This is a genomic window from Agrobacterium sp. 22-3639C2 (genome assembly GCF_053522105.1).
The window spans coordinates 945,878-962,170 of sequence record NZ_JBNWDB010000002.1; the positions used below are offsets into that span (position 1 = coordinate 945,878).

Here is a 16,293-nt window from a genome sequence, read left to right on the forward strand (position 1 = left end):
GGACATTTTTACCGTTCACCAGAAGAGTGCAACTCATTCGGGTAACCCCCGTCTTATGGCCTGCCGACCATACGTTCGAACGCATGAGAGTGTCTTCATGAGCAGAAATCTTCTACCCGTATTCGCTCTTTTATCCAGCACTCTGTTTCTTTTTCTCGGTAACGGCCTTCAGGGTCTCGTGCTACCCATGCGCGGTTCGGCGGAAGGCTATTCCAATGAAATTCTGGGCTTTCTCGGCACCTCCTGGGCGGCAGGCTTCGTCATTGGCTGTTTTGTGGCGCCCGCCATCGTGCGCCGTGCGGGGCATGTGCGGGCATTTGCCTCCTTCGTGGCGCTTGTCTGCCTGACCGTGCTGATGACCGGCCTCGTTATCGATGATGTCTGGTGGATTACGCTCCGCGCGCTTACAGGCTTCTGCACCGCCGGCACTTCCATGATCATCGAGAGCTGGCTGAACGAGCGCGCGACCAATGAGAGCCGCGGCATGATCTTTTCGCTCTATATCGCCATAACGCTGCTTGGCGTCGTGGCTGGGCAGATGATCGTGCCGATGGGCGATATCAGCAATAGCTCGCTGTTCATGATCTGCGGCATCATCTATTGCATCGCCATTCTGCCGGCCACGCTTTCTAAGGCTGCCAGTCCCCAGCCCTTGCAAAAGGTGAAGCTGGACTTACCCGCCCTCTATCGGAATTCGCCGGTCTCCTTCGTCGGTATCCTGATGATCGGCATCGCCAATGGTGCTTACGGTACGCTTGGCGCCGTTTTCGGCGCGCGGGCGGGCCTTGATCCGACCATGATCGCCATCATGGTTTCAGTCACGATTTTCGTCGGCGCACTCGCCCAGTTTCCAGCAGGCCGCCTTTCGGACCGGATTGACCGCCGTTATGTGCTTGCCGGACTGGCGGGGCTTGGCGCGGTTGCGGGCCTGGCCGTGGCGGCCGTGCAGCCGCATGATGTCTATGTGCTCATTCCGATGATCGCCATTTACGGCGCCGCCGCCAACGCGCTTTATCCCATCGCCGTGGCGCATGCCAACGACTTTGCGGCATCGGAAGACTTCGTCAAGGTTTCCGGTGGATTGCTACTGCTTTATGGCATCGGCACCATCATCGGCCCGACGCTCGGCGGTGCGGTCATGACCTATTCCGGCCCCTATGCACTGTTCCTGGTGACAGCCGTCGCCCATGTGCTGATCACCGCCTATGCCATCATCAGAAGCCGTCAGCGCGCCACGCTTTCGAACGCCGAAAAGGACAATTTCTCGACGATGATGCCGACAACGCCCTCACCGCTCGTGACACCGGAAAGCATTGCGCTTGACCCGCGCGCGCCGCAATATCCCGAGGACGATGGCGACCATGTTGAAAAAGGAGCAGGCATATGAGCCTCTTGGACGATGACCGTCCGCAAAAACCGGTAGCGCATGAGATCGGCAGCGATCTCAGCCTTCTTTCGGTGGACGAGCTGAGCAACCGCATCGACATTCTTCAAACGGAAATCACCCGACTTGAAGAGGAGAGGAAAAGGAAGTCTGCCGGCCGGCTTGCGGCGGAGAACCTCTTCCGGTCCTGACAGGCGGCCTTCAGCAAAACCTCCGGCCAAGTCTTAACTCGATAAGCTGCTGCCACAAAGGCAAACGAGATTAACGATTCTGATGCAGTCTTTCGTTTACCATTAACCAAAAATTAAGCTTTCTGAGAGATTACTATACATGTCCAGTTCTTCTGGGCCTCAGGCATCTTCTCCATACGGCGAATTGGTCTGATTTTTCTCCCTGTTTTACCTTGAGAGCCGCTTTCGCGGCTCTTTTTTTACCGATCACCGGATTTCGTAAAACTGTGGGTATTAACCCTTCTTTAATAATTGCCTTGCGCATTTCAGGTAAAGATACCATCCTGAAAACACTAAAGGCCGGAACAAAATATTACCGGTCGTCGTTGCCTGACAGTGTGGTGCGTGAGCAGGGATTTAAAGAAAATGTCGGAACAGGTTTTAAATACCATTAGCTTTGCGGGTCGCGCGGCTGCTTCCAACCAGTTCAAGACCCTCTATACCGAAGGCATGACCTTGGTTGAGGAAACGGCGAGCTATCTTGATGGAGCCGGTCGTACCGCTTCAAAGGTTCTGCCGCGCATGGCGTCTGTCCTTTACGCGGCAGAATCGATGCGCCTCACCACCCGCCTGATGCAGATGGCGTCCTGGCTGCTTCTGCAGCGCGCCGTCAACAATGGCGAGATGACACGCGATCAGGTTCTCAGCGAAAAAAGCAAGGTGCGGCTCGACAGCTTCAACGTCGATCGGAACGCTCCGGGCTGGAACGACCTGCCTGAGTCCTTCCGTGACCTCATCGAGCGGTCGCTCCGCCTCCAGAACCGCGTTGCCCTTCTCGACCGTGAAATTTACCGCCCGTCCGAAGCCACCAAGGTACCTGACAACGAAAACAGCGTGCAGGCGCAGCTTAACCTTCTGCGCACGGCTTTCTCGATCAACTGAGAAAAGACGACCTTATCCGGACAATTTGAAAAGCAGGCTCATGGGCCTGCTTTTTTGTTTTGGCCTACAATGGGCTCGTTTCACCGGATCGACAGACAACAAAAAAGCCCGGTAAAACCGGGCTTTTTTTAAATGATACGTCCACAAGTGGATTAGAGGCCGAGGCCGCCGAAACGCTTGTTGAACTTGGAAACGCGACCACCGCGGTCCATAAGCTGCTGGTTGCCGCCCGTCCATGCCGGATGGGACTTGGGGTCGATTTCAAGGTTCATGACTGCGCCTTCCGAACCCCAGGTCGAGCGGGTTTCGTATTCGGTGCCATCGGTCATGACGACCTTGATCGTGTGATAAGCGGGATGGATATCAGCCTTCATGACAATCTTCCTGGTTAAGTGACGTGCGGTCCATTTGCCGCAATTGCGTCAACTGAGCCATTTCAATAAATGAAGCCATAGTCCTGATGGGCTATGGCTTCCCAATTCGATGCGGAGCCTATACATGAAGGTCGCCCAGATAACAAGAGCCTGCTATCCCCTTGTGAAAGGAGATAGCCGCAGGGACTAGAATTTTACCGCGCGCCGGAAATTCACCCGCAAAAGGCCGAAAAACGGCACGGAACGAGGAGTGTAGCGGACGTGGCAGACATTGAAGAGCAGAAAGCGGCTAAACAGAGAAACCTGAAGCCGCTGCTTGGCCTGTTTCCCTATCTCAGGCGGTATCGCGGCCTGATGGCAGCGGCCCTGTTTGCGCTTGTGCTTTCTTCCGCCACGACACTCGCCTTGCCGCTTGCCGTTCGCCGTATCATCGATCACGGTTTCCAGACGCCGGACGGTGGCATGATCAACAGCTACTTCGCCGTGCTTCTGGCCATTGCCGTCCTTCTCGCTCTCGCCAGCGCCATGCGCTATTATTATGTCATGACCATCGGCGAAAGGGTCGTTGCCGATCTGCGCCGGGATGTCTTTGCTCATCTCACCACGCTGTCGCAGCAGTTTTTCGATGCCAACCGCTCGGGAGAGCTGACCTCTCGGTTGACCGCGGATACCGTACAGATTCGCTCGGCGTTCGGTTCCTCAGCTTCCGTTGCGCTGCGTAACATCATCATGTGTTGCGGCGCGGTGGCGATGATGATCTATACCAGCCCCGGCCTTTCCGGCCTTGCGCTCCTGGCCATCCCGTTCATCGTTTTTCCTTTGATTGCTTTCGGGCGCTCGGTTCGTGCCCGCTCCCGCAATACGCAAGACACATTGGCCAATTCCGCCGCCTATGCCTCGGAAACTATCGGGGCGAGCCGCACAGTGCAGTCCTTTAACGCCGAGGCGCTTGCGAATGCCCGCTACGGCGCCTCCGTAGAAGCAGCCTATCAGGGTGCGCGGGCGGCGATAGGCGCCCGCTCCATCCTCACCGCCGTCGCCATCGCGCTCGTTTTCGGCAGCGTCGTCGGCATTCTCTGGTATGGCGCGCAAAGCGTTTTGTCCGGCGGCATGACGGCGGGTACGCTTGGCCAGTTCGTGCTTTATTCGGTCATCGCGGCAAGCGGCCTTGGCCAGCTCTCCGAAGTCTGGGGTGAACTGGCGCAGGCGGGCGGCGCGGCTGAACGGCTTTCCGAACTGCTGAACGAGCGCTCGCCCGTTGCAGAGCCGTCAGCACCCGTTTCGATGGTTCAGCCGCCGCGCGGCGAAGCGGCATTCGAGAATGTCGGTTTCATTTATCCACTCGCAACCGGTGGCCCGATCATCTCCGGCCTCTCCTTCAAGGTCAATGCCGGCGAAACCGTCGCCATCGTCGGCCCTTCCGGGGCGGGAAAAAGCACGGTCTTTTCGCTGCTGATGCGATTCTACGATCCGCAGGAGGGCCGCATCACCATCGATGGCGTCGATATCCGCGATGTTAGCCTTGCCGATCTGCGCGCGCGACTGTCTATTGTTCCACAGGATGTGGCGATCTTTGCCTCCTCCATCCACGATAACATCGCATTTGGTCGGCCGGCTGCGACACGCGAAGAAGTGCGCACGGCCGCTATCGCCGCTCAGGCAGACAGCTTCATCGCCCGGCTGAACGATGGTTATGACACGCAGGTGGGCGAGCGCGGCGTAACGCTTTCCGGCGGTCAACGCCAGCGCATCGCCATTGCCCGCGCCATCCTGCGCAACGCCCCTATCCTGCTTCTTGACGAAGCGACCTCCGCACTGGACGCCGAAAGCGAAACGCTGGTGCAAAAGGCGCTCGATGAGCTGATGAAAACCCGCACCACCATCGTCATTGCCCATCGCCTTGCCACCGTGTTGAAGGCCGACCGCATTCTCGTGATGGATGAGGGTCGTATCATCGAGGAAGGCACGCACCAGAGCCTTATCCGCCAGAACGGCCTTTACGCGAGACTTGCCCGGCTGCAATTCCAGACAGGGCCGGACGAGCTGCGCGCTCAAGCGTGAGCCGTGTGGGCTTAAGCCAGCACGCAACGCCCCGCGACACGGCCCGAAAACAGGCAACCGCCGAGGAATGTGCCCTCCAGCGCATTATATCCGTGCATGCCGCCGCCGCCGAAGCCTGCCACCTCTCCGGCAGCATAAAGGCCCGGAACAGGGTTGCCGGCCGCGTCCAGCACCCTCGCCTCTAGGTCCGTATGCAAACCGCCAAGCGTCTTGCGCGTTAACACATGCAGACGCACCGCAATCAGTGGCCCTTTTGTCGGGTCTAGCAACCGATGTGGTTTTGCAGTGCGCATCAACCGATCACCAAGATAACGTCGCGCTCCGTGGATCGCCGTAACCTGCGCATCCTTGCTGAAACCGTTTTCGATCTCCCGGTCTCGTGCCTCTATTTGATAGCGGATGTGGTCAATATTCAGCCGATTGTCCCCGTTTATGGTATTCATCGCCGCCACGAGTTCTTCCAGCGTATCACGGACGGCGAAATCCTCGCCGCGTTCCATGAAAGCCCGCACTGGCCCCGGTGGCTCCTTGCCCAACCGTTTGAGCAGTAGCCGCACATCCTTGCCCGTCAGATCCGGATTTTGCTCCGAACCAGAAAGCGCAAATTCCTTCTTGATGATTGCCTTGGTCAGAATGAACCAGCTGTGACCGCTGCCGCGTTCGCCCAGCATCTTAAGCGTGCCGAGCGTATCGAAGCCCGGCATCGCGGGTGCTCCGAGCCGGTTTCCATCCGCATCGCACCAGAAAGACGAGGGGCCGGGCAAAATACGAATGCCATGGTCCGGCCAGATCGGATCGTGATTTTTCACGCCCTCGGTATAATGCCACATACGGTCGCGATTGATGACCGTTCCGCCCGCTGCTTCCGTAATAGCGATCATACGGCCATCCACATGCGCAGGCACGCCACAGACCATGGTCGCGGGGGGCTTGCCCAGCCGCTCCAACGGCCAGTTGCGCCGCACCAGTTCCTGATTGCCGCCGATGCCACCGGAACTGACGATGACCGCCGAGGCCGAAAGGACAAAATCACCCTTCTCTTCCCGGCTGCTTGGTTGCCCGCGCAACACCGGATCCCTGGCAAGAACAACACCGGAAATGCCCGTCACCCTGCCGTCGGTGATATCCAGATGATCGACGCGGTGGCGGAACCGAAAGGTGAGCCGACCGCTTGCCGTCATGATCTTTGCCTTTTCAACGAAAGGCGCCAGCACACCGGGGCCAGTGCCCCAGGTGACATGGAAACGCGGAACGGAATTGCCGTGGCCATGAGCAAGGGCACCGCCACGCTCGGCCCAGCCGACCACGGGAAACCAGCGCATGCCCAGCCGATGCAGCCATTCACGTTTCTCGCCTGCGGCGAAATTGAGATAAGCCTCCGCCCAGCGGCGCGGCCAATGATCTTCCAAGCGATCAAAACCGGCGGAGCCGAACCAGTCCTGCCTTGCAAGATCGAGATTGTCGCGCACCCGCATTCGGCGCTGTTCGGGACTATCAACAAAAAAAAGACCACCCAGCGACCAGAAGGCCTGCCCGCCAAGGTTCTGCTCCCCCTCCTGATCCACAAGGCAAACACTGAAACCGCGCTCAACAGCCTCTGTCGCTGCGACCAGACCGGCAAGCCCCGCGCCGACAACGATCACATCATATCGCTCCATCAGCTCCTCCCAGATGCGACAGAATTACGTTTACGCGAACGTAAATTCACTTGCAGCTCAAGGCAACCGCTATGATACGGCTTAAGGTGTCAACGCTCGGTGAGCTTCAGTTCGATACGGCGGTTCTGCTGGCGTGCTTCCGGCGTGTCGCCTTCGGCAATCGGCTGATATTCACCGAAACCGGCAGCGACCAGCCGGTTGGCCGAAACACCCTTGGAGATCAGGAACTTCACCACGGAGGTTGCGCGTGCCGAGGAAAGTTCCCAATTGTCACGGAAGCGGCCGGACCCGGAAAGCTGGACATTGTCCGTGTGGCCATCCACGCGCAGAACCCAGTTGATCTCGGTGGGGATTTCCTTGGCAAGATCGATCAGCGCGGCCGCCAGCTTCTCCATCTCCGCCTGCCCTTGCGGATTGAGGTCGTTGCCACCGGATGGAAAGAGCACTTCGGACTGGAAGACAAAGCGGTCGCCGACGATGCGAATGTTTTCGCGATCCGAGAGGATTTCACGCAGACGCCCAAAAAAATCAGAACGATAGCGGTTGAGTTCTTGAACCCGCTGCGCCAGCGCAACATTGAGACGGCGGCCGAGATCGGCGATCTTGACTTGTGATGAGGTATCCTTGGCTTCCGACGCCTGCAGGGCGGCTTCCACCGATGCGATCTGCGCCCTGAGCGCCGCAATCTGCTGGTTGAGCAATTCGATCTGTGCGGAGGCGCGGGAATTGGCCTGTCTTTGGTCATCCAGCTCGCCGGTCAGGCTGCCAATCCGGGCATTGGCGCTTGCATTGTTGCCCGATCCCGCATCGAGAAGCGACTGCAGGCGTGAGCGCTCGCTTTCAGATGCGGCAAGGGTTGATTGCAGGCTCGCCAGCGCGTCCTCGATATCCTGCTTGCTGCCCTTTTCCATGGCCAGAAGTTCGGTCAATTCGGCAATCTGGCTGTTGAGGCGGGTCAACACCTCGTCCTTGCCACTAATTTCCCGCGACAGAACAAATTGCGCCAGCACGAAGACCGTCAGCAGGAACATGATGGCCATGAGCAGCGTCGACAGCGCATCGACGAAACCCGGCCAATAATCCACACCCCTGTCGCGGCGGCGGTTGCGCGCAAGCGCCATGGCTACTCGCTCCCGTTATCGTGCCGGGTGCGTCCGGAGGATTTTGTCTCGCCGTCGATACGTGTCGACAACCGGTCGAGCGTGCGGCGAAGCGATTTCGATTCCTCCTGCTGCGCCTCGATCCAGTCACGCAACATCTGCTGCTCGCTGCGCATGTTCTTGACCAGACCTTGAATGCCTTCAGCAAGACTCGTCATGGCGGCGAGCGAGCGCTCAGTGCTGACCATTGCGCCGGGTTCAGCGTTGAATTCCTTTGGCCCATCCGCCGACGTATCCGTCACCGACGACAGCCAGTTTTCGAGCTGGGTGTAAAAACGGTTCTGGGCACGGCCGGCCTGAAGATCGAGGAAACCGAGGATCAGCGAGCCTGAAAGGCCGAGGAGCGACGAGGAAAACGCCGTTCCCATGCCGGAAAGCGGCGCGGTGAGACCGGACTTGAGCGAGCTTAGAATATCGTTGCTGGTGCCGGCGCTGGGATCGAGCGACTGAATGACATTGCTGATGGCGCCGATGGTGCCGATCAGACCCCAGAAGGTGCCGAGCAGGCCGAGAAACACCAGAAGGCCGACAAGATAACGTGAAGTATCGCGCGATTCATCAAGGCGTGTCGCGATGGAATCGAGAATTGTCCGCTGCGTAACTGCAGAAAGCCGGACTTCGCCACGCTTGCCGATCAACGTGCTCATGGGGGCCAGCAGTTTTGGAGCGCGGCCGACTTTCTCGGCGCTGCCGGCGGCCCGGAATGCGTTAAACCAGCGGACTTCCGAACGCAGGCTCATGGTCTGGGTGAATACCAGAATGATGCCGATGACGAGAACGCCGAGAATGAAGCCGTTCAAGCCCGGATTCGTCATGAAGGCCGTGTGCGCCTGCCGGTAAAGAATGGCCGCCAGAAAGCCGACGAGGATCAGAAACAGAACCATCGTCCACAGAAACGGTGTGGGGCTGGACAGCTTGTGGCTGTATTGCCGTGTGGTCACCGGCTTCTCCACGCCGAGATCGAGCAACTCCGAATCCGCCATAACGTTCGCATTCCCTTCGGTCACGTATCAACCGGACGCTATTTGAAAATTGCGACGATTTGAAGCGAAAAGCCTGTCTTTCGTCACAGGCATTTCACGAAAGCCGGCTTGACCGAAGACCGAAAAAACAAAAACGCCCGGCGATAGTTCGCCGGGCGCCTAAAACCTGGATTAAACGGCAGGTTTTCTGCCGAAATCGATCAACGACCCGGAATCGGACGGTTGGCAACTTCCACAAGTGCCTTGTGGATATATTCGTTTCCGGCAGCAACACTGCCGCTGCCGAAGATATCCGCGCCGCCCTTGGCGTCGGAGGTGAACCCGCCAGCTTCGCGAATCAGCACCAGACCGGCCGCCATATCCCACGGCGAAAGCTCTGCTTCCCAGAAACCGTCGAGGCGACCTGCTGCAACATAGGCAAGGTCGAGTGCTGCAGCACCCATGCGGCGGATGCCGGCTGCTTCACCCATGACATGGCGAAGTTCGACAAGGAATTTGCCGTGATTGCCGCGACCGAGATGCGGCACACCGCAGCCGATGACGCAATCCGTCAAGGCCTTCCGCGCGGCAACGCGGATACGACGATCGTTAAGGAACGCGCCGCCGCCACGCTCGGCGGTGTAGAGTTCGTCGGTCGCGGGATTGAAAATCACGCCGGCTACGACTTCTCCGTTACGCTCGAGCGCGATGGAAACGGCGAAATGCGGAATGCCGTGCAGGAAGTTGGTCGTGCCATCCAGCGGGTCGACGATCCAGCGATGCGCACCATCACTGCCCTTTTCCTCGCCGCCTTCCTCACCCAGAAAATCGTAGGTGGGGCGGGCTTTCATCAGCTCGTCGCGCACGATCTTTTCAGCCTTGAGGTCCGCCTGCGATACGAAATCGCTCGGTCCCTTGACCGAAACCTGAAGGTTCTGCACTTCACCGAAGTCACGCGACAAAGACTTACCCGCCTTGAGGGCGGCCTGAACCATCACATTGAGAAGGGCTGAACGTGCCATCGAATTTGTTTCCTGGAAAGCTTGCGAACCACCCGCAAGCTAGCCGGGCAGGAACGTCATTATTTTCTTGAATTGAAAGTTTGCGGTTCAAGACCACAAAACGCGCGGAAATTCAAGGCAAAAAGCCTGCACATGCACGCTGGCGCCGAACAACCGGCCTTGCATCACATCGGACGGAAACGATTTGCCGCCTCGATAGCCTTTTTCTGCTGCTCGTCGGTGATCCCGAGATAAAAATCCTCGAGAGACGGATCCTTCAGCCCGGCGCGGCGGGAAAGCACGTACCATTTGGCCGCCTCCACCGGATCGGGCCGTGTGCCGAGCGCCTGAATGTAAAGATGCGCCACCTTGTTCTGCGCCACGACATTGCCGCGCTGCGCAGCACCGTAAAGCCAGCGGAAGCCTTCATCCAGATTTCGCTCGCCGCCAAAACCGTTGACCAGCCAGATGCCGAGATCGACCTGCGCGGTATCGTAGCCTGCCTTTGCGGCCCGCGTCAGCCAATCGCGCGCCTTGGCCTTCTTTTCGGCCGGCACATCCTTGACCGAGTGGTAGATCTGCGACACCGCATATTGCGCGTCGGCAATGCCCTGCTCGGCGGACTTTTCATAATACGGCATGGCCATCAGCAATCCCTTTACGCCGGGATTTTCCGAAACCAGTATCTGCCCCCAGTTGAACTGAGCCGAAGCATTGCCGGCTTCCGCCGCACGGTGCATGTAATCGTCGGCCTTCGCCTTGTCGCGGGTAACGAACTTGCCCTCCATCAAAATGAGGGCGAATTTGAACATCGCGACGGGATCGCCACCCTGTGCCGCCTGCTGGTACCAGAAGGCCGCGGTCTTTTCGTCGCGGGCGATGCCGAGACCACGCGACATCATTTCCGCCACCAGCGTCTGGGCGGCCGCATCGCCGTTCTGCGCACGGTTGAGCGCCTTGTCGAGCGCCTGGACATATTCGCCGCGCTGGAAATGCCCATAGGCCTCATCCACCCGGCCCTTGAACTCCTTTTCAGGCGGCAAGGCCGGCAGGTCCGCGCCCATGCGCTGATAGACGTTGACGCCCTGCGACGGTTGCAAGTCCTTCTGCTCTTCGGACTGCACCCTGCCCTGACGGGAAGGCTGCGCCTCATCCTCCAACTGGCGGGAAAGCGCGTTGCTTTCGCTTTGCGGTCCGGATTGGGCAAAAGCAACGCCCGCCGGCGCGCCTAAAGACAGCGCCAGCAGCGAAATAGAAAGGCAGACGTGAACCGAGCGCATCAACATCGCCTGTATCAACCGTCAAACCGTGGCGCTTTTTCGTCAAGCAACGCGTTGATTTCAGAAACGGCCTGGGCAGCACCCGAGGCATTGTCAAAAACGCCGCTGCGCATCGCCACGAATTCCACGCCGGCTTCGGCCACGGCAACCACCGACGAGATATCGGTGCCGCCCATGACGATGGATGGAATCTCGATCATCGATGCCCACCATTCGCCGAGTGCCAGATTTTTGGGATGCGCTTCCGGCTTGATGTCGCCTTCGAGCTTTCCAAAAAACACGTAGTCCGGATTGGACTCACCCATCTCCAGAGCCTTATGCCGATCATCGGCATTGCCACCGCCAACGATCAGCTTCGGCGCGAAATTTTCCACGGCCTCCGCAAGCGCCTCGGCATTGCCCGCCACATGCAGGCCATCCGCCTTCACCCGGCTCGCAACGCGGCTGTCGCCCGCGATAAGGGCAGCGGCACCAGCCTCCTGCACCATCGGCACGATCAATTCGGCGCGTTTCTGGAAAGTGGCGTCATCCAGATCATATTGCGGAATGATGACCGAAGCCACATCGCCGCCTCGCAGTGCTTCTTGCAATTCTGTCGCCTGCTTTTGCGCGTCGTCCAATTGCGGGACGATCAGAACAAGGCGGCAACGGTTATCAACTTTGGTCATCGGTTCGTCCATTTCAGGCAGAAGACACTTTCGGCGTTATCTGCACTCGTTTTGATATGATAAATCCGATAGACCGGACCGGCGAAAGGATCAACCTTCATCCATGCTGACCGATTTTCATTTTTTCCTCGTCGCCATCCCCGCAGTCGTGCTTGTCGGCCTTTCCAAGGGCGGGTTGGGCGGTGCGCTGGCACTGATGGGCGTGCCGCTGATGGCGCTTGCCATCCCGCCCGTGCAGGCGGCGGCAATCTTCTTGCCGATCCTGATCGTGATGGATCTTGTGGCGCTATGGGCCTGGCGGCACCACAACCACCGGCAAACGCTCCTCATCATGCTTCCGGGCGCGATTGCCGGCATTACTCTCGGCTGGGCGACCTCAAGCCTCATCTCGGCAGACGCCATGCGCCTCGTCGTCGCCTCGGTGACGATCCTGTTCGTACTGCGTTATTTCCAGGAGAGCTTCAAAAGCCGCAAAGGGCAGGAGATTCCGGCCAGACCGCAGCGTCCGGTGGCTGCAACACTCTGGTCCAGCCTGTCCGGTTATGCGAGTTTCGTGGCCCATGCGGGTGGCCCACCCTTCCAGATCTATGTTCTGCCGCTGAAGCTCGATCCCAAGACCTATACCGGCATGAGCGTGCGTTTCTTCGCGATCATGAATGCAATCAAGCTCATTCCCTATTTCGCGCTCGGCGCGCTTGATGCCACCAACCTCAAGACATCGGCCAGCCTGTTGCCGGTGGCAATGCTGGCGACGCTTGCCGGCGCAAGGGTGGTGAAATATCTGAAACCATCAGTGTTCTACCCGCTGATGTATACCATGGCGCTGATCGCGGCGCTGAAACTGCTGTGGGACGGGCTGCCTTTCTAGACCCAAGGCGGCCACTAAAAAGCCCTGGCAGCACGCACGTACCGCCAGGGCCGAAAAAGAATCCGTCAGTCCTTCATCGAAGGCTGGGGAATGGCATCAATCAATGCCTTGTGGAGGCGCGAAGCCTCTGTAGTTCATCCTTCAGGCGCAGTTTACGGCGTTTGAGATCGGCGATCTCTCTATCGTCAGAGGACGGGGAAGCAAGAATACTTTCGAGCTCCTCCTCCAGAGCACCGTGTTTCTTTTCGAGCGATGCAATATGAGCCTGAATGGTCATGCGGCACGTCCTTCCATTTTTAAGCCTACCTCCAGCTCTCCATCGCTGGAGTTTCAGGTTTGCGACGACAATGTGACATGGATCGTTGGTCTTGTCGAAGGCGAAATGAAGGCAATAAGTGGGCAATTTGGTCGCAAGGGATAACTTCCCGTTACCGCGATTTGATGATAGAGGCTCGAGAACCGATGACATACGCGCCGGAGGCTCTCCGGCTGGCATAAAATGGGGATGACAAGATGCCCGATCAGGACCAGGCGGACATCAGGCTTACGCTGGCGCGGCTGCGCCAGGAGCATGAGGATTATGACGCTGCGATCAACGCGATGATCCAGACCAACTGCGATGCGCTGAGAATACAACGCATGAAAAAGAAAAAGCTGGCCGTCAAGGACAAGATGACCCAGATCGAAGATCAGGTCATTCCCGATATCATTGCCTAGAGTGGCTTCCGTGCTTCCTGCCGGATGCACGAGAGACGCTCTAATCTATTGAATTTACGCATCGTGCCTTGCAGAAATCAAAATCGATTTTTGCGCCTATGCTGTAAGCCGGAGAAGCGAAGTGACAGCAGAGACACCCCCCGTCGCCATCATCATGGGCAGCCAGTCCGACTGGGAGACCATGAAGAATGCCGCCGATACGCTGGATGCGCTGGACGTGGAATACGAAGCCCGCATCATTTCCGCCCACCGCACGCCTGATCGCCTTTATGATTTTGCCAATGGCGCGAAAGACGAAGGCTTCAAGGTCATCATCGCGGGTGCCGGCGGCGCCGCCCATCTGCCGGGCATGACCGCCGCCATGACCCCGCTGCCGGTTTTCGGCGTCCCGGTACAATCCAAGACGATGTCCGGGCAGGACAGCCTCTATTCCATCGTCCAGATGCCCGCTGGCATTCCCGTCGGAACGCTTGCCATCGGCAAGGCCGGCGCTATCAATGCCGCACTTCTGGCAGCTGCGGTTCTGGCGCTGGGCGACGAGGACCTGGCAGACCGGCTCGATGCATGGCGCGCGCGCCAGTCAGCGGCCGTTGCCGAATATCCCATGGACAGCGCCCAGTGACAGCCTCTAACATGACGATGAATACGAACAATCTCACCATCGGCATCATCGGCGGCGGGCAGCTTGGCCGCATGCTGGCAATGGCCGCCGCACGCCTCAACCACCGCATCATCGTTCTCGAACCGCAAGCCGATTGTCCGGCGGCGCAGGTCTGCAACAGCCAGATCGTCGCGGAATACGGTGACGAGACGGCGCTTGCGGAACTCGCTCGCCTTTGCGATGTCGTGACCTACGAATTCGAGAACGTACCCGTCACCGCAGCCGAGACGCTGAGCGCTTCTGTTCCCGTTTATCCCCCGCCGCAGGCTCTCAGCGCCTCGCAGGATAGGCTGACGGAGAAACGCTTCCTCAACGGTTGCGGCATTCCGACCGCCGATTTCCGCGCCGTGGATAATCAGGAAGAACTGGAGGCGGCATTGGCCGCTTTTGGTGGCAAGGGTGTGCTGAAAACCCGCCGCATGGGCTATGACGGCAAGGGCCAGAGGCTTTTCAAGGGTGGTGAGGACATCGCAGGCGCCTTCGCAACACTCGGTGGCGTGCCGCTCATCCTCGAAAGCTTCGTCGCTTTCGAGCGGGAAATCTCGATCATTGCCGCCCGTTTCAGGGATGGCACCGTTACCTGCTACGATCCGGCCGAAAACATTCATCTGAACGGCATTCTGCATACATCCACGGTGCCGGCAGCACTCTCCGATGCGGCGAAGGCGGTTGCCGTGCAATCGGCGGAAAAGCTTCTGGCTGCGCTCGACTATGTCGGCGTGATCGGCATCGAGTTTTTCGTCCTGACCGATGGTTCGCTCGTTGCCAATGAAATGGCGCCGCGCGTGCACAATACCGGCCACTGGACGGAAGCGGCCTGCGTGGTCTCGCAATTCGAACAGCATATACGAGCCGTCTCCGGTCTTGTCCCCGGCAGCACGGCCCGCCATTCGGATTGCGTCATGACGAACCTCATCGGCGATGACATCAACGATGTGCCAGCATGGCTTTCGAAAAAAGACTGTCTCGTGCATCTTTACGGCAAGACACAAGCACGGCCTGGCCGCAAGATGGGCCATGTGACCGAGCTTTTGCACACAGGAAAAGCCTCAGTCTTTTAAGGCAAAGACGTCTGGAAGTGTTGACAGGCAGGGGTCAAACGGGTATTTGCCTGCCAACCGAAAAGAGCGCGCCCCGTTGCGCGCTTTTGATTGTTTGAATAAGCACGGTAAAAGCCGTGCAAAACTGCGGACCAGTAAAATGAAAATCAAGAATTCGCTTAAAGCGCTTAAGGCCCGTCATCGCGATAACCGCCTGGTTCGCCGCAAGGGCCGCGTCTACATCATCAACAAGCAGAACCCGCGCTTCAAGGCTCGTCAGGGCTGATTGAGTGCCACTGCGGTTCGCGATCACATCGCGGATCACTTTGTTGACAGTGCAGAACTTTGCATTTGATATTGGGCGCAGTCGGGTTAAGCTTTAACCCATGCGCCCAAATCGTTTTTGCACGGCTATCATCGTCGCTCAGGGTTTCCTGCTTTCGGGCCTCCTGCTTTCAGGAATGGCGTCCCTTGGTCATGCGGCAGATGGTCAGCCTCCCGCAGCCCTGGAGGCTGCGCCTTCACCTGCAAAGACAGTTGACAGTCTTTTCGCATCGCTGAAAAAAGAGCGGAATGCGGTCAAGGCGCGCAGCATTGCCAACCAGATCGCTTCCGAATGGAACGATTCCGGCAGCGCGACAATCAATCTCCTGATGCAATGGGCAGGCGAAGCCGCAGACGAGAAGCGCAACGCCGCCGCTTACGATTTTCTCGACCAGGCTATTTTACTCGATCCGGACTACGTGCAGGCGCCCTATCGCCGCGCCATGGTGCATTTTGCGGATGGCGACACCCGAAAGGCGATGGCGGATATCAATCTGACGCTGGAGAAGGAGCCGCGCTATTTTCCGGCATTGGCGAGCCTTGCAAACATCCTCGAAGCCTCAGGCCGTGACGATCTGGCGCTGAAAGCCTGGGAACGCTATCTCGCGCTCTATCCCGCGGACAAGGACGCCCGCAAAGAGGCCGCTGACCTTTCTGAAAAGCTGGCTGGCACTCGCAGCTGAATATCGCAGACGATCCAAACAAAAATCGCCGCAAAAGCGGCGATTTTTCATTGTGGGACCGTCAACCGATCATTCCATGCCAAGCGCAGCCATATAGGTCTGAAGAATGGTTTCTTCCTCGATACGCTCGTTGGCGTCCTTCTTGCGCAGGCGGATGATGGTGCGGATCGCCTTGGTATCGTAGCCACGACCCTTCGCCTCACCCATGACATCCTTGATGTCTCCCTGAATGGCGGCCTTTTCCTCTTCGAGACGCTCGACGCGCTCGATGAATTGACGCAGTTCGGCGGCGGCGACGGTTTCGGTGGTGCTCGTTTCGTCCATCATATCATCCTTCATT

19 protein-coding genes are annotated in these 16,293 nt (G+C 58.4%); 10 read left to right on the forward strand and 9 right to left on the reverse strand.

Annotated elements, in window-relative coordinates:
* Positions 1-97 precede the first annotated feature (97 nt).
* The 3 genes from ACQZ6D_RS12020 (at position 98) to rcdA (ending at position 2,496) form a co-directional block, all read left to right on the forward strand.
* Positions 98-1,387, forward strand: a complete 1,290-nt coding sequence (locus ACQZ6D_RS12020) for an MFS transporter (protein ID WP_003511417.1) — start codon at positions 98-100, stop codon at positions 1,385-1,387.
* Positions 1,384-1,575: a DUF1192 domain-containing protein gene (locus ACQZ6D_RS12025; protein ID WP_003511418.1), complete on the forward strand. Its 192-nt coding sequence runs from the start codon at positions 1,384-1,386 to the stop codon at positions 1,573-1,575. The genes ACQZ6D_RS12020 and ACQZ6D_RS12025 overlap by 4 nt, the downstream gene beginning before the upstream one ends.
* Before the next feature lie 405 nt (positions 1,576-1,980).
* The gene (gene rcdA, locus ACQZ6D_RS12030) at positions 1,981-2,496 is read left to right on the forward strand and encodes a protease adaptor protein RcdA (RefSeq protein ID WP_003511419.1); all 516 of its coding nucleotides are present in this window, start codon (positions 1,981-1,983) and stop codon (positions 2,494-2,496) included.
* 152 nt (positions 2,497-2,648) lie between these two features.
* On the opposite strand, the gene rpmE is transcribed toward rcdA, so the two are convergent.
* A complete protein-coding gene (gene rpmE, locus ACQZ6D_RS12035; RefSeq protein ID WP_003506183.1) occupies positions 2,649-2,870 on the reverse strand; it encodes a 50S ribosomal protein L31 in 222 nt (73 codons plus the stop codon).
* A gap of 261 nt (positions 2,871-3,131) precedes the next feature.
* Here rpmE and ACQZ6D_RS12040 point away from each other — a divergent pair, with 261 nt between their 5' ends.
* Complete coding sequence (locus ACQZ6D_RS12040) at positions 3,132-4,931, forward strand: ABC transporter transmembrane domain-containing protein (RefSeq protein WP_013761837.1); 1,800 nt, start codon at positions 3,132-3,134, stop codon at positions 4,929-4,931.
* Positions 4,932-4,942: 11 nt separating this feature from the next.
* Here ACQZ6D_RS12040 and ACQZ6D_RS12045 read toward each other — a convergent pair whose 3' ends face one another.
* The 6 genes from ACQZ6D_RS12045 to ACQZ6D_RS12070 all read right to left on the reverse strand — a co-directional run bounded on the left by ACQZ6D_RS12045 (position 4,943) and on the right by ACQZ6D_RS12070 (position 11,660).
* Positions 4,943-6,589 carry an FAD-binding dehydrogenase gene (locus ACQZ6D_RS12045; RefSeq protein ID WP_448729956.1) on the reverse strand — a complete coding sequence of 549 codons (1,647 nt, stop codon included), beginning with the start codon at positions 6,587-6,589 and terminating at the stop codon, positions 4,943-4,945.
* 89 nt (positions 6,590-6,678) lie between these two features.
* A complete protein-coding gene (locus tag ACQZ6D_RS12050) occupies positions 6,679-7,710 on the reverse strand; it encodes a peptidoglycan -binding protein (RefSeq protein ID WP_035199659.1) in 1,032 nt (343 codons plus the stop codon).
* 2 nt (positions 7,711-7,712) lie between these two features.
* Positions 7,713-8,732 carry a hypothetical protein gene (locus ACQZ6D_RS12055; protein WP_035199661.1) on the reverse strand — a complete coding sequence of 340 codons (1,020 nt, stop codon included), beginning with the start codon at positions 8,730-8,732 and terminating at the stop codon, positions 7,713-7,715.
* 200 nt (positions 8,733-8,932) lie between these two features.
* Positions 8,933-9,733, reverse strand: coding sequence for an inositol monophosphatase family protein (locus ACQZ6D_RS12060; RefSeq protein ID WP_003511424.1), 801 nt, complete (start codon positions 9,731-9,733; stop codon positions 8,933-8,935).
* Positions 9,734-9,897: 164 nt separating this feature from the next.
* Positions 9,898-10,998: a tetratricopeptide repeat protein gene (locus ACQZ6D_RS12065; protein WP_019564913.1), complete on the reverse strand. Its 1,101-nt coding sequence runs from the start codon at positions 10,996-10,998 to the stop codon at positions 9,898-9,900.
* 8 nt (positions 10,999-11,006) lie between these two features.
* Complete coding sequence (locus ACQZ6D_RS12070) at positions 11,007-11,660, reverse strand: thiamine phosphate synthase (protein WP_003511427.1); 654 nt, start codon at positions 11,658-11,660, stop codon at positions 11,007-11,009.
* Between the two features lie 103 nt (positions 11,661-11,763).
* On the opposite strand from ACQZ6D_RS12070, the gene ACQZ6D_RS12075 reads away from it, so the two are divergent.
* The gene (locus ACQZ6D_RS12075; RefSeq protein ID WP_003511429.1) at positions 11,764-12,528 is read left to right on the forward strand and encodes a sulfite exporter TauE/SafE family protein; all 765 of its coding nucleotides are present in this window, start codon (positions 11,764-11,766) and stop codon (positions 12,526-12,528) included.
* Positions 12,529-12,628: 100 nt separating this feature from the next.
* Here ACQZ6D_RS12075 and ACQZ6D_RS12080 read toward each other — a convergent pair whose 3' ends face one another.
* Positions 12,629-12,805 carry a YdcH family protein gene (locus tag ACQZ6D_RS12080; protein WP_003511430.1) on the reverse strand — a complete coding sequence of 59 codons (177 nt, stop codon included), beginning with the start codon at positions 12,803-12,805 and terminating at the stop codon, positions 12,629-12,631.
* A gap of 236 nt (positions 12,806-13,041) precedes the next feature.
* Between ACQZ6D_RS12080 and ACQZ6D_RS12085 the strand changes: the two genes are divergently transcribed.
* From ACQZ6D_RS12085 to ACQZ6D_RS12105, 5 genes are all read left to right on the forward strand, one after another.
* Positions 13,042-13,245 (forward strand): YdcH family protein, encoded by a 204-nt coding sequence (locus ACQZ6D_RS12085; protein ID WP_003511431.1) that lies wholly within the window; start codon positions 13,042-13,044, stop codon positions 13,243-13,245.
* Between the two features lie 154 nt (positions 13,246-13,399).
* A complete protein-coding gene (purE, locus tag ACQZ6D_RS12090) occupies positions 13,400-13,867 on the forward strand; it encodes a 5-(carboxyamino)imidazole ribonucleotide mutase (protein WP_034501985.1) in 468 nt (155 codons plus the stop codon).
* Between the two features lie 11 nt (positions 13,868-13,878).
* Positions 13,879-14,967 carry a 5-(carboxyamino)imidazole ribonucleotide synthase gene (locus tag ACQZ6D_RS12095; protein ID WP_448729986.1) on the forward strand — a complete coding sequence of 363 codons (1,089 nt, stop codon included), beginning with the start codon at positions 13,879-13,881 and terminating at the stop codon, positions 14,965-14,967.
* 139 nt (positions 14,968-15,106) lie between these two features.
* On the forward strand, positions 15,107-15,232 hold the full coding sequence (gene ykgO, locus ACQZ6D_RS12100; RefSeq protein WP_003497670.1) for a type B 50S ribosomal protein L36: 126 nt from the start codon (positions 15,107-15,109) through the stop codon (positions 15,230-15,232).
* 100 nt (positions 15,233-15,332) lie between these two features.
* Complete coding sequence (locus tag ACQZ6D_RS12105; protein ID WP_003511434.1) at positions 15,333-15,953, forward strand: tetratricopeptide repeat protein; 621 nt, start codon at positions 15,333-15,335, stop codon at positions 15,951-15,953.
* A 69-nt stretch (positions 15,954-16,022) separates the two neighbouring features.
* Here the strand turns inward: ACQZ6D_RS12105 and ACQZ6D_RS12110 are convergent, their stop codons facing one another.
* Positions 16,023-16,280 (reverse strand): DUF2312 domain-containing protein, encoded by a 258-nt coding sequence (locus ACQZ6D_RS12110; RefSeq protein WP_006314683.1) that lies wholly within the window; start codon positions 16,278-16,280, stop codon positions 16,023-16,025.
* Between the last annotated feature and the right edge of the window lie 13 nt (positions 16,281-16,293).

Coding starts and splice junctions, on each gene's coding strand:
- ACQZ6D_RS12020 (WP_003511417.1), top strand. CDS start 98: ATGAGCAGAAATCTTCTACCCGTATTCGCTCTTTTATCCAGCACTCTG.
- ACQZ6D_RS12025 (WP_003511418.1), top strand. CDS start 1,384: ATGAGCCTCTTGGACGATGACCGTCCGCAAAAACCGGTAGCGCATGAG.
- rcdA (WP_003511419.1), top strand. CDS start 1,981: ATGTCGGAACAGGTTTTAAATACCATTAGCTTTGCGGGTCGCGCGGCT.
- rpmE (WP_003506183.1), bottom strand. CDS start 2,870: ATGAAGGCTGATATCCATCCCGCTTATCACACGATCAAGGTCGTCATG.
- ACQZ6D_RS12045 (WP_448729956.1), bottom strand. CDS start 6,589: ATGGAGCGATATGATGTGATCGTTGTCGGCGCGGGGCTTGCCGGTCTG.
- ACQZ6D_RS12050 (WP_035199659.1), bottom strand. CDS start 7,710: ATGGCGCTTGCGCGCAACCGCCGCCGCGACAGGGGTGTGGATTATTGG.
- ACQZ6D_RS12055 (WP_035199661.1), bottom strand. CDS start 8,732: ATGGCGGATTCGGAGTTGCTCGATCTCGGCGTGGAGAAGCCGGTGACC.
- ACQZ6D_RS12060 (WP_003511424.1), bottom strand. CDS start 9,733: ATGGCACGTTCAGCCCTTCTCAATGTGATGGTTCAGGCCGCCCTCAAG.
- ACQZ6D_RS12065 (WP_019564913.1), bottom strand. CDS start 10,998: ATGTTGATGCGCTCGGTTCACGTCTGCCTTTCTATTTCGCTGCTGGCG.
- ACQZ6D_RS12070 (WP_003511427.1), bottom strand. CDS start 11,660: ATGACCAAAGTTGATAACCGTTGCCGCCTTGTTCTGATCGTCCCGCAA.
- ACQZ6D_RS12075 (WP_003511429.1), top strand. CDS start 11,764: ATGCTGACCGATTTTCATTTTTTCCTCGTCGCCATCCCCGCAGTCGTG.
- ACQZ6D_RS12080 (WP_003511430.1), bottom strand. CDS start 12,805: ATGACCATTCAGGCTCATATTGCATCGCTCGAAAAGAAACACGGTGCT.
- ACQZ6D_RS12085 (WP_003511431.1), top strand. CDS start 13,042: ATGCCCGATCAGGACCAGGCGGACATCAGGCTTACGCTGGCGCGGCTG.
- purE (WP_034501985.1), top strand. CDS start 13,400: ATGGGCAGCCAGTCCGACTGGGAGACCATGAAGAATGCCGCCGATACG.
- ACQZ6D_RS12095 (WP_448729986.1), top strand. CDS start 13,879: ATGACGATGAATACGAACAATCTCACCATCGGCATCATCGGCGGCGGG.
- ykgO (WP_003497670.1), top strand. CDS start 15,107: ATGAAAATCAAGAATTCGCTTAAAGCGCTTAAGGCCCGTCATCGCGAT.
- ACQZ6D_RS12105 (WP_003511434.1), top strand. CDS start 15,333: ATGCGCCCAAATCGTTTTTGCACGGCTATCATCGTCGCTCAGGGTTTC.
- ACQZ6D_RS12110 (WP_006314683.1), bottom strand. CDS start 16,280: ATGATGGACGAAACGAGCACCACCGAAACCGTCGCCGCCGCCGAACTG.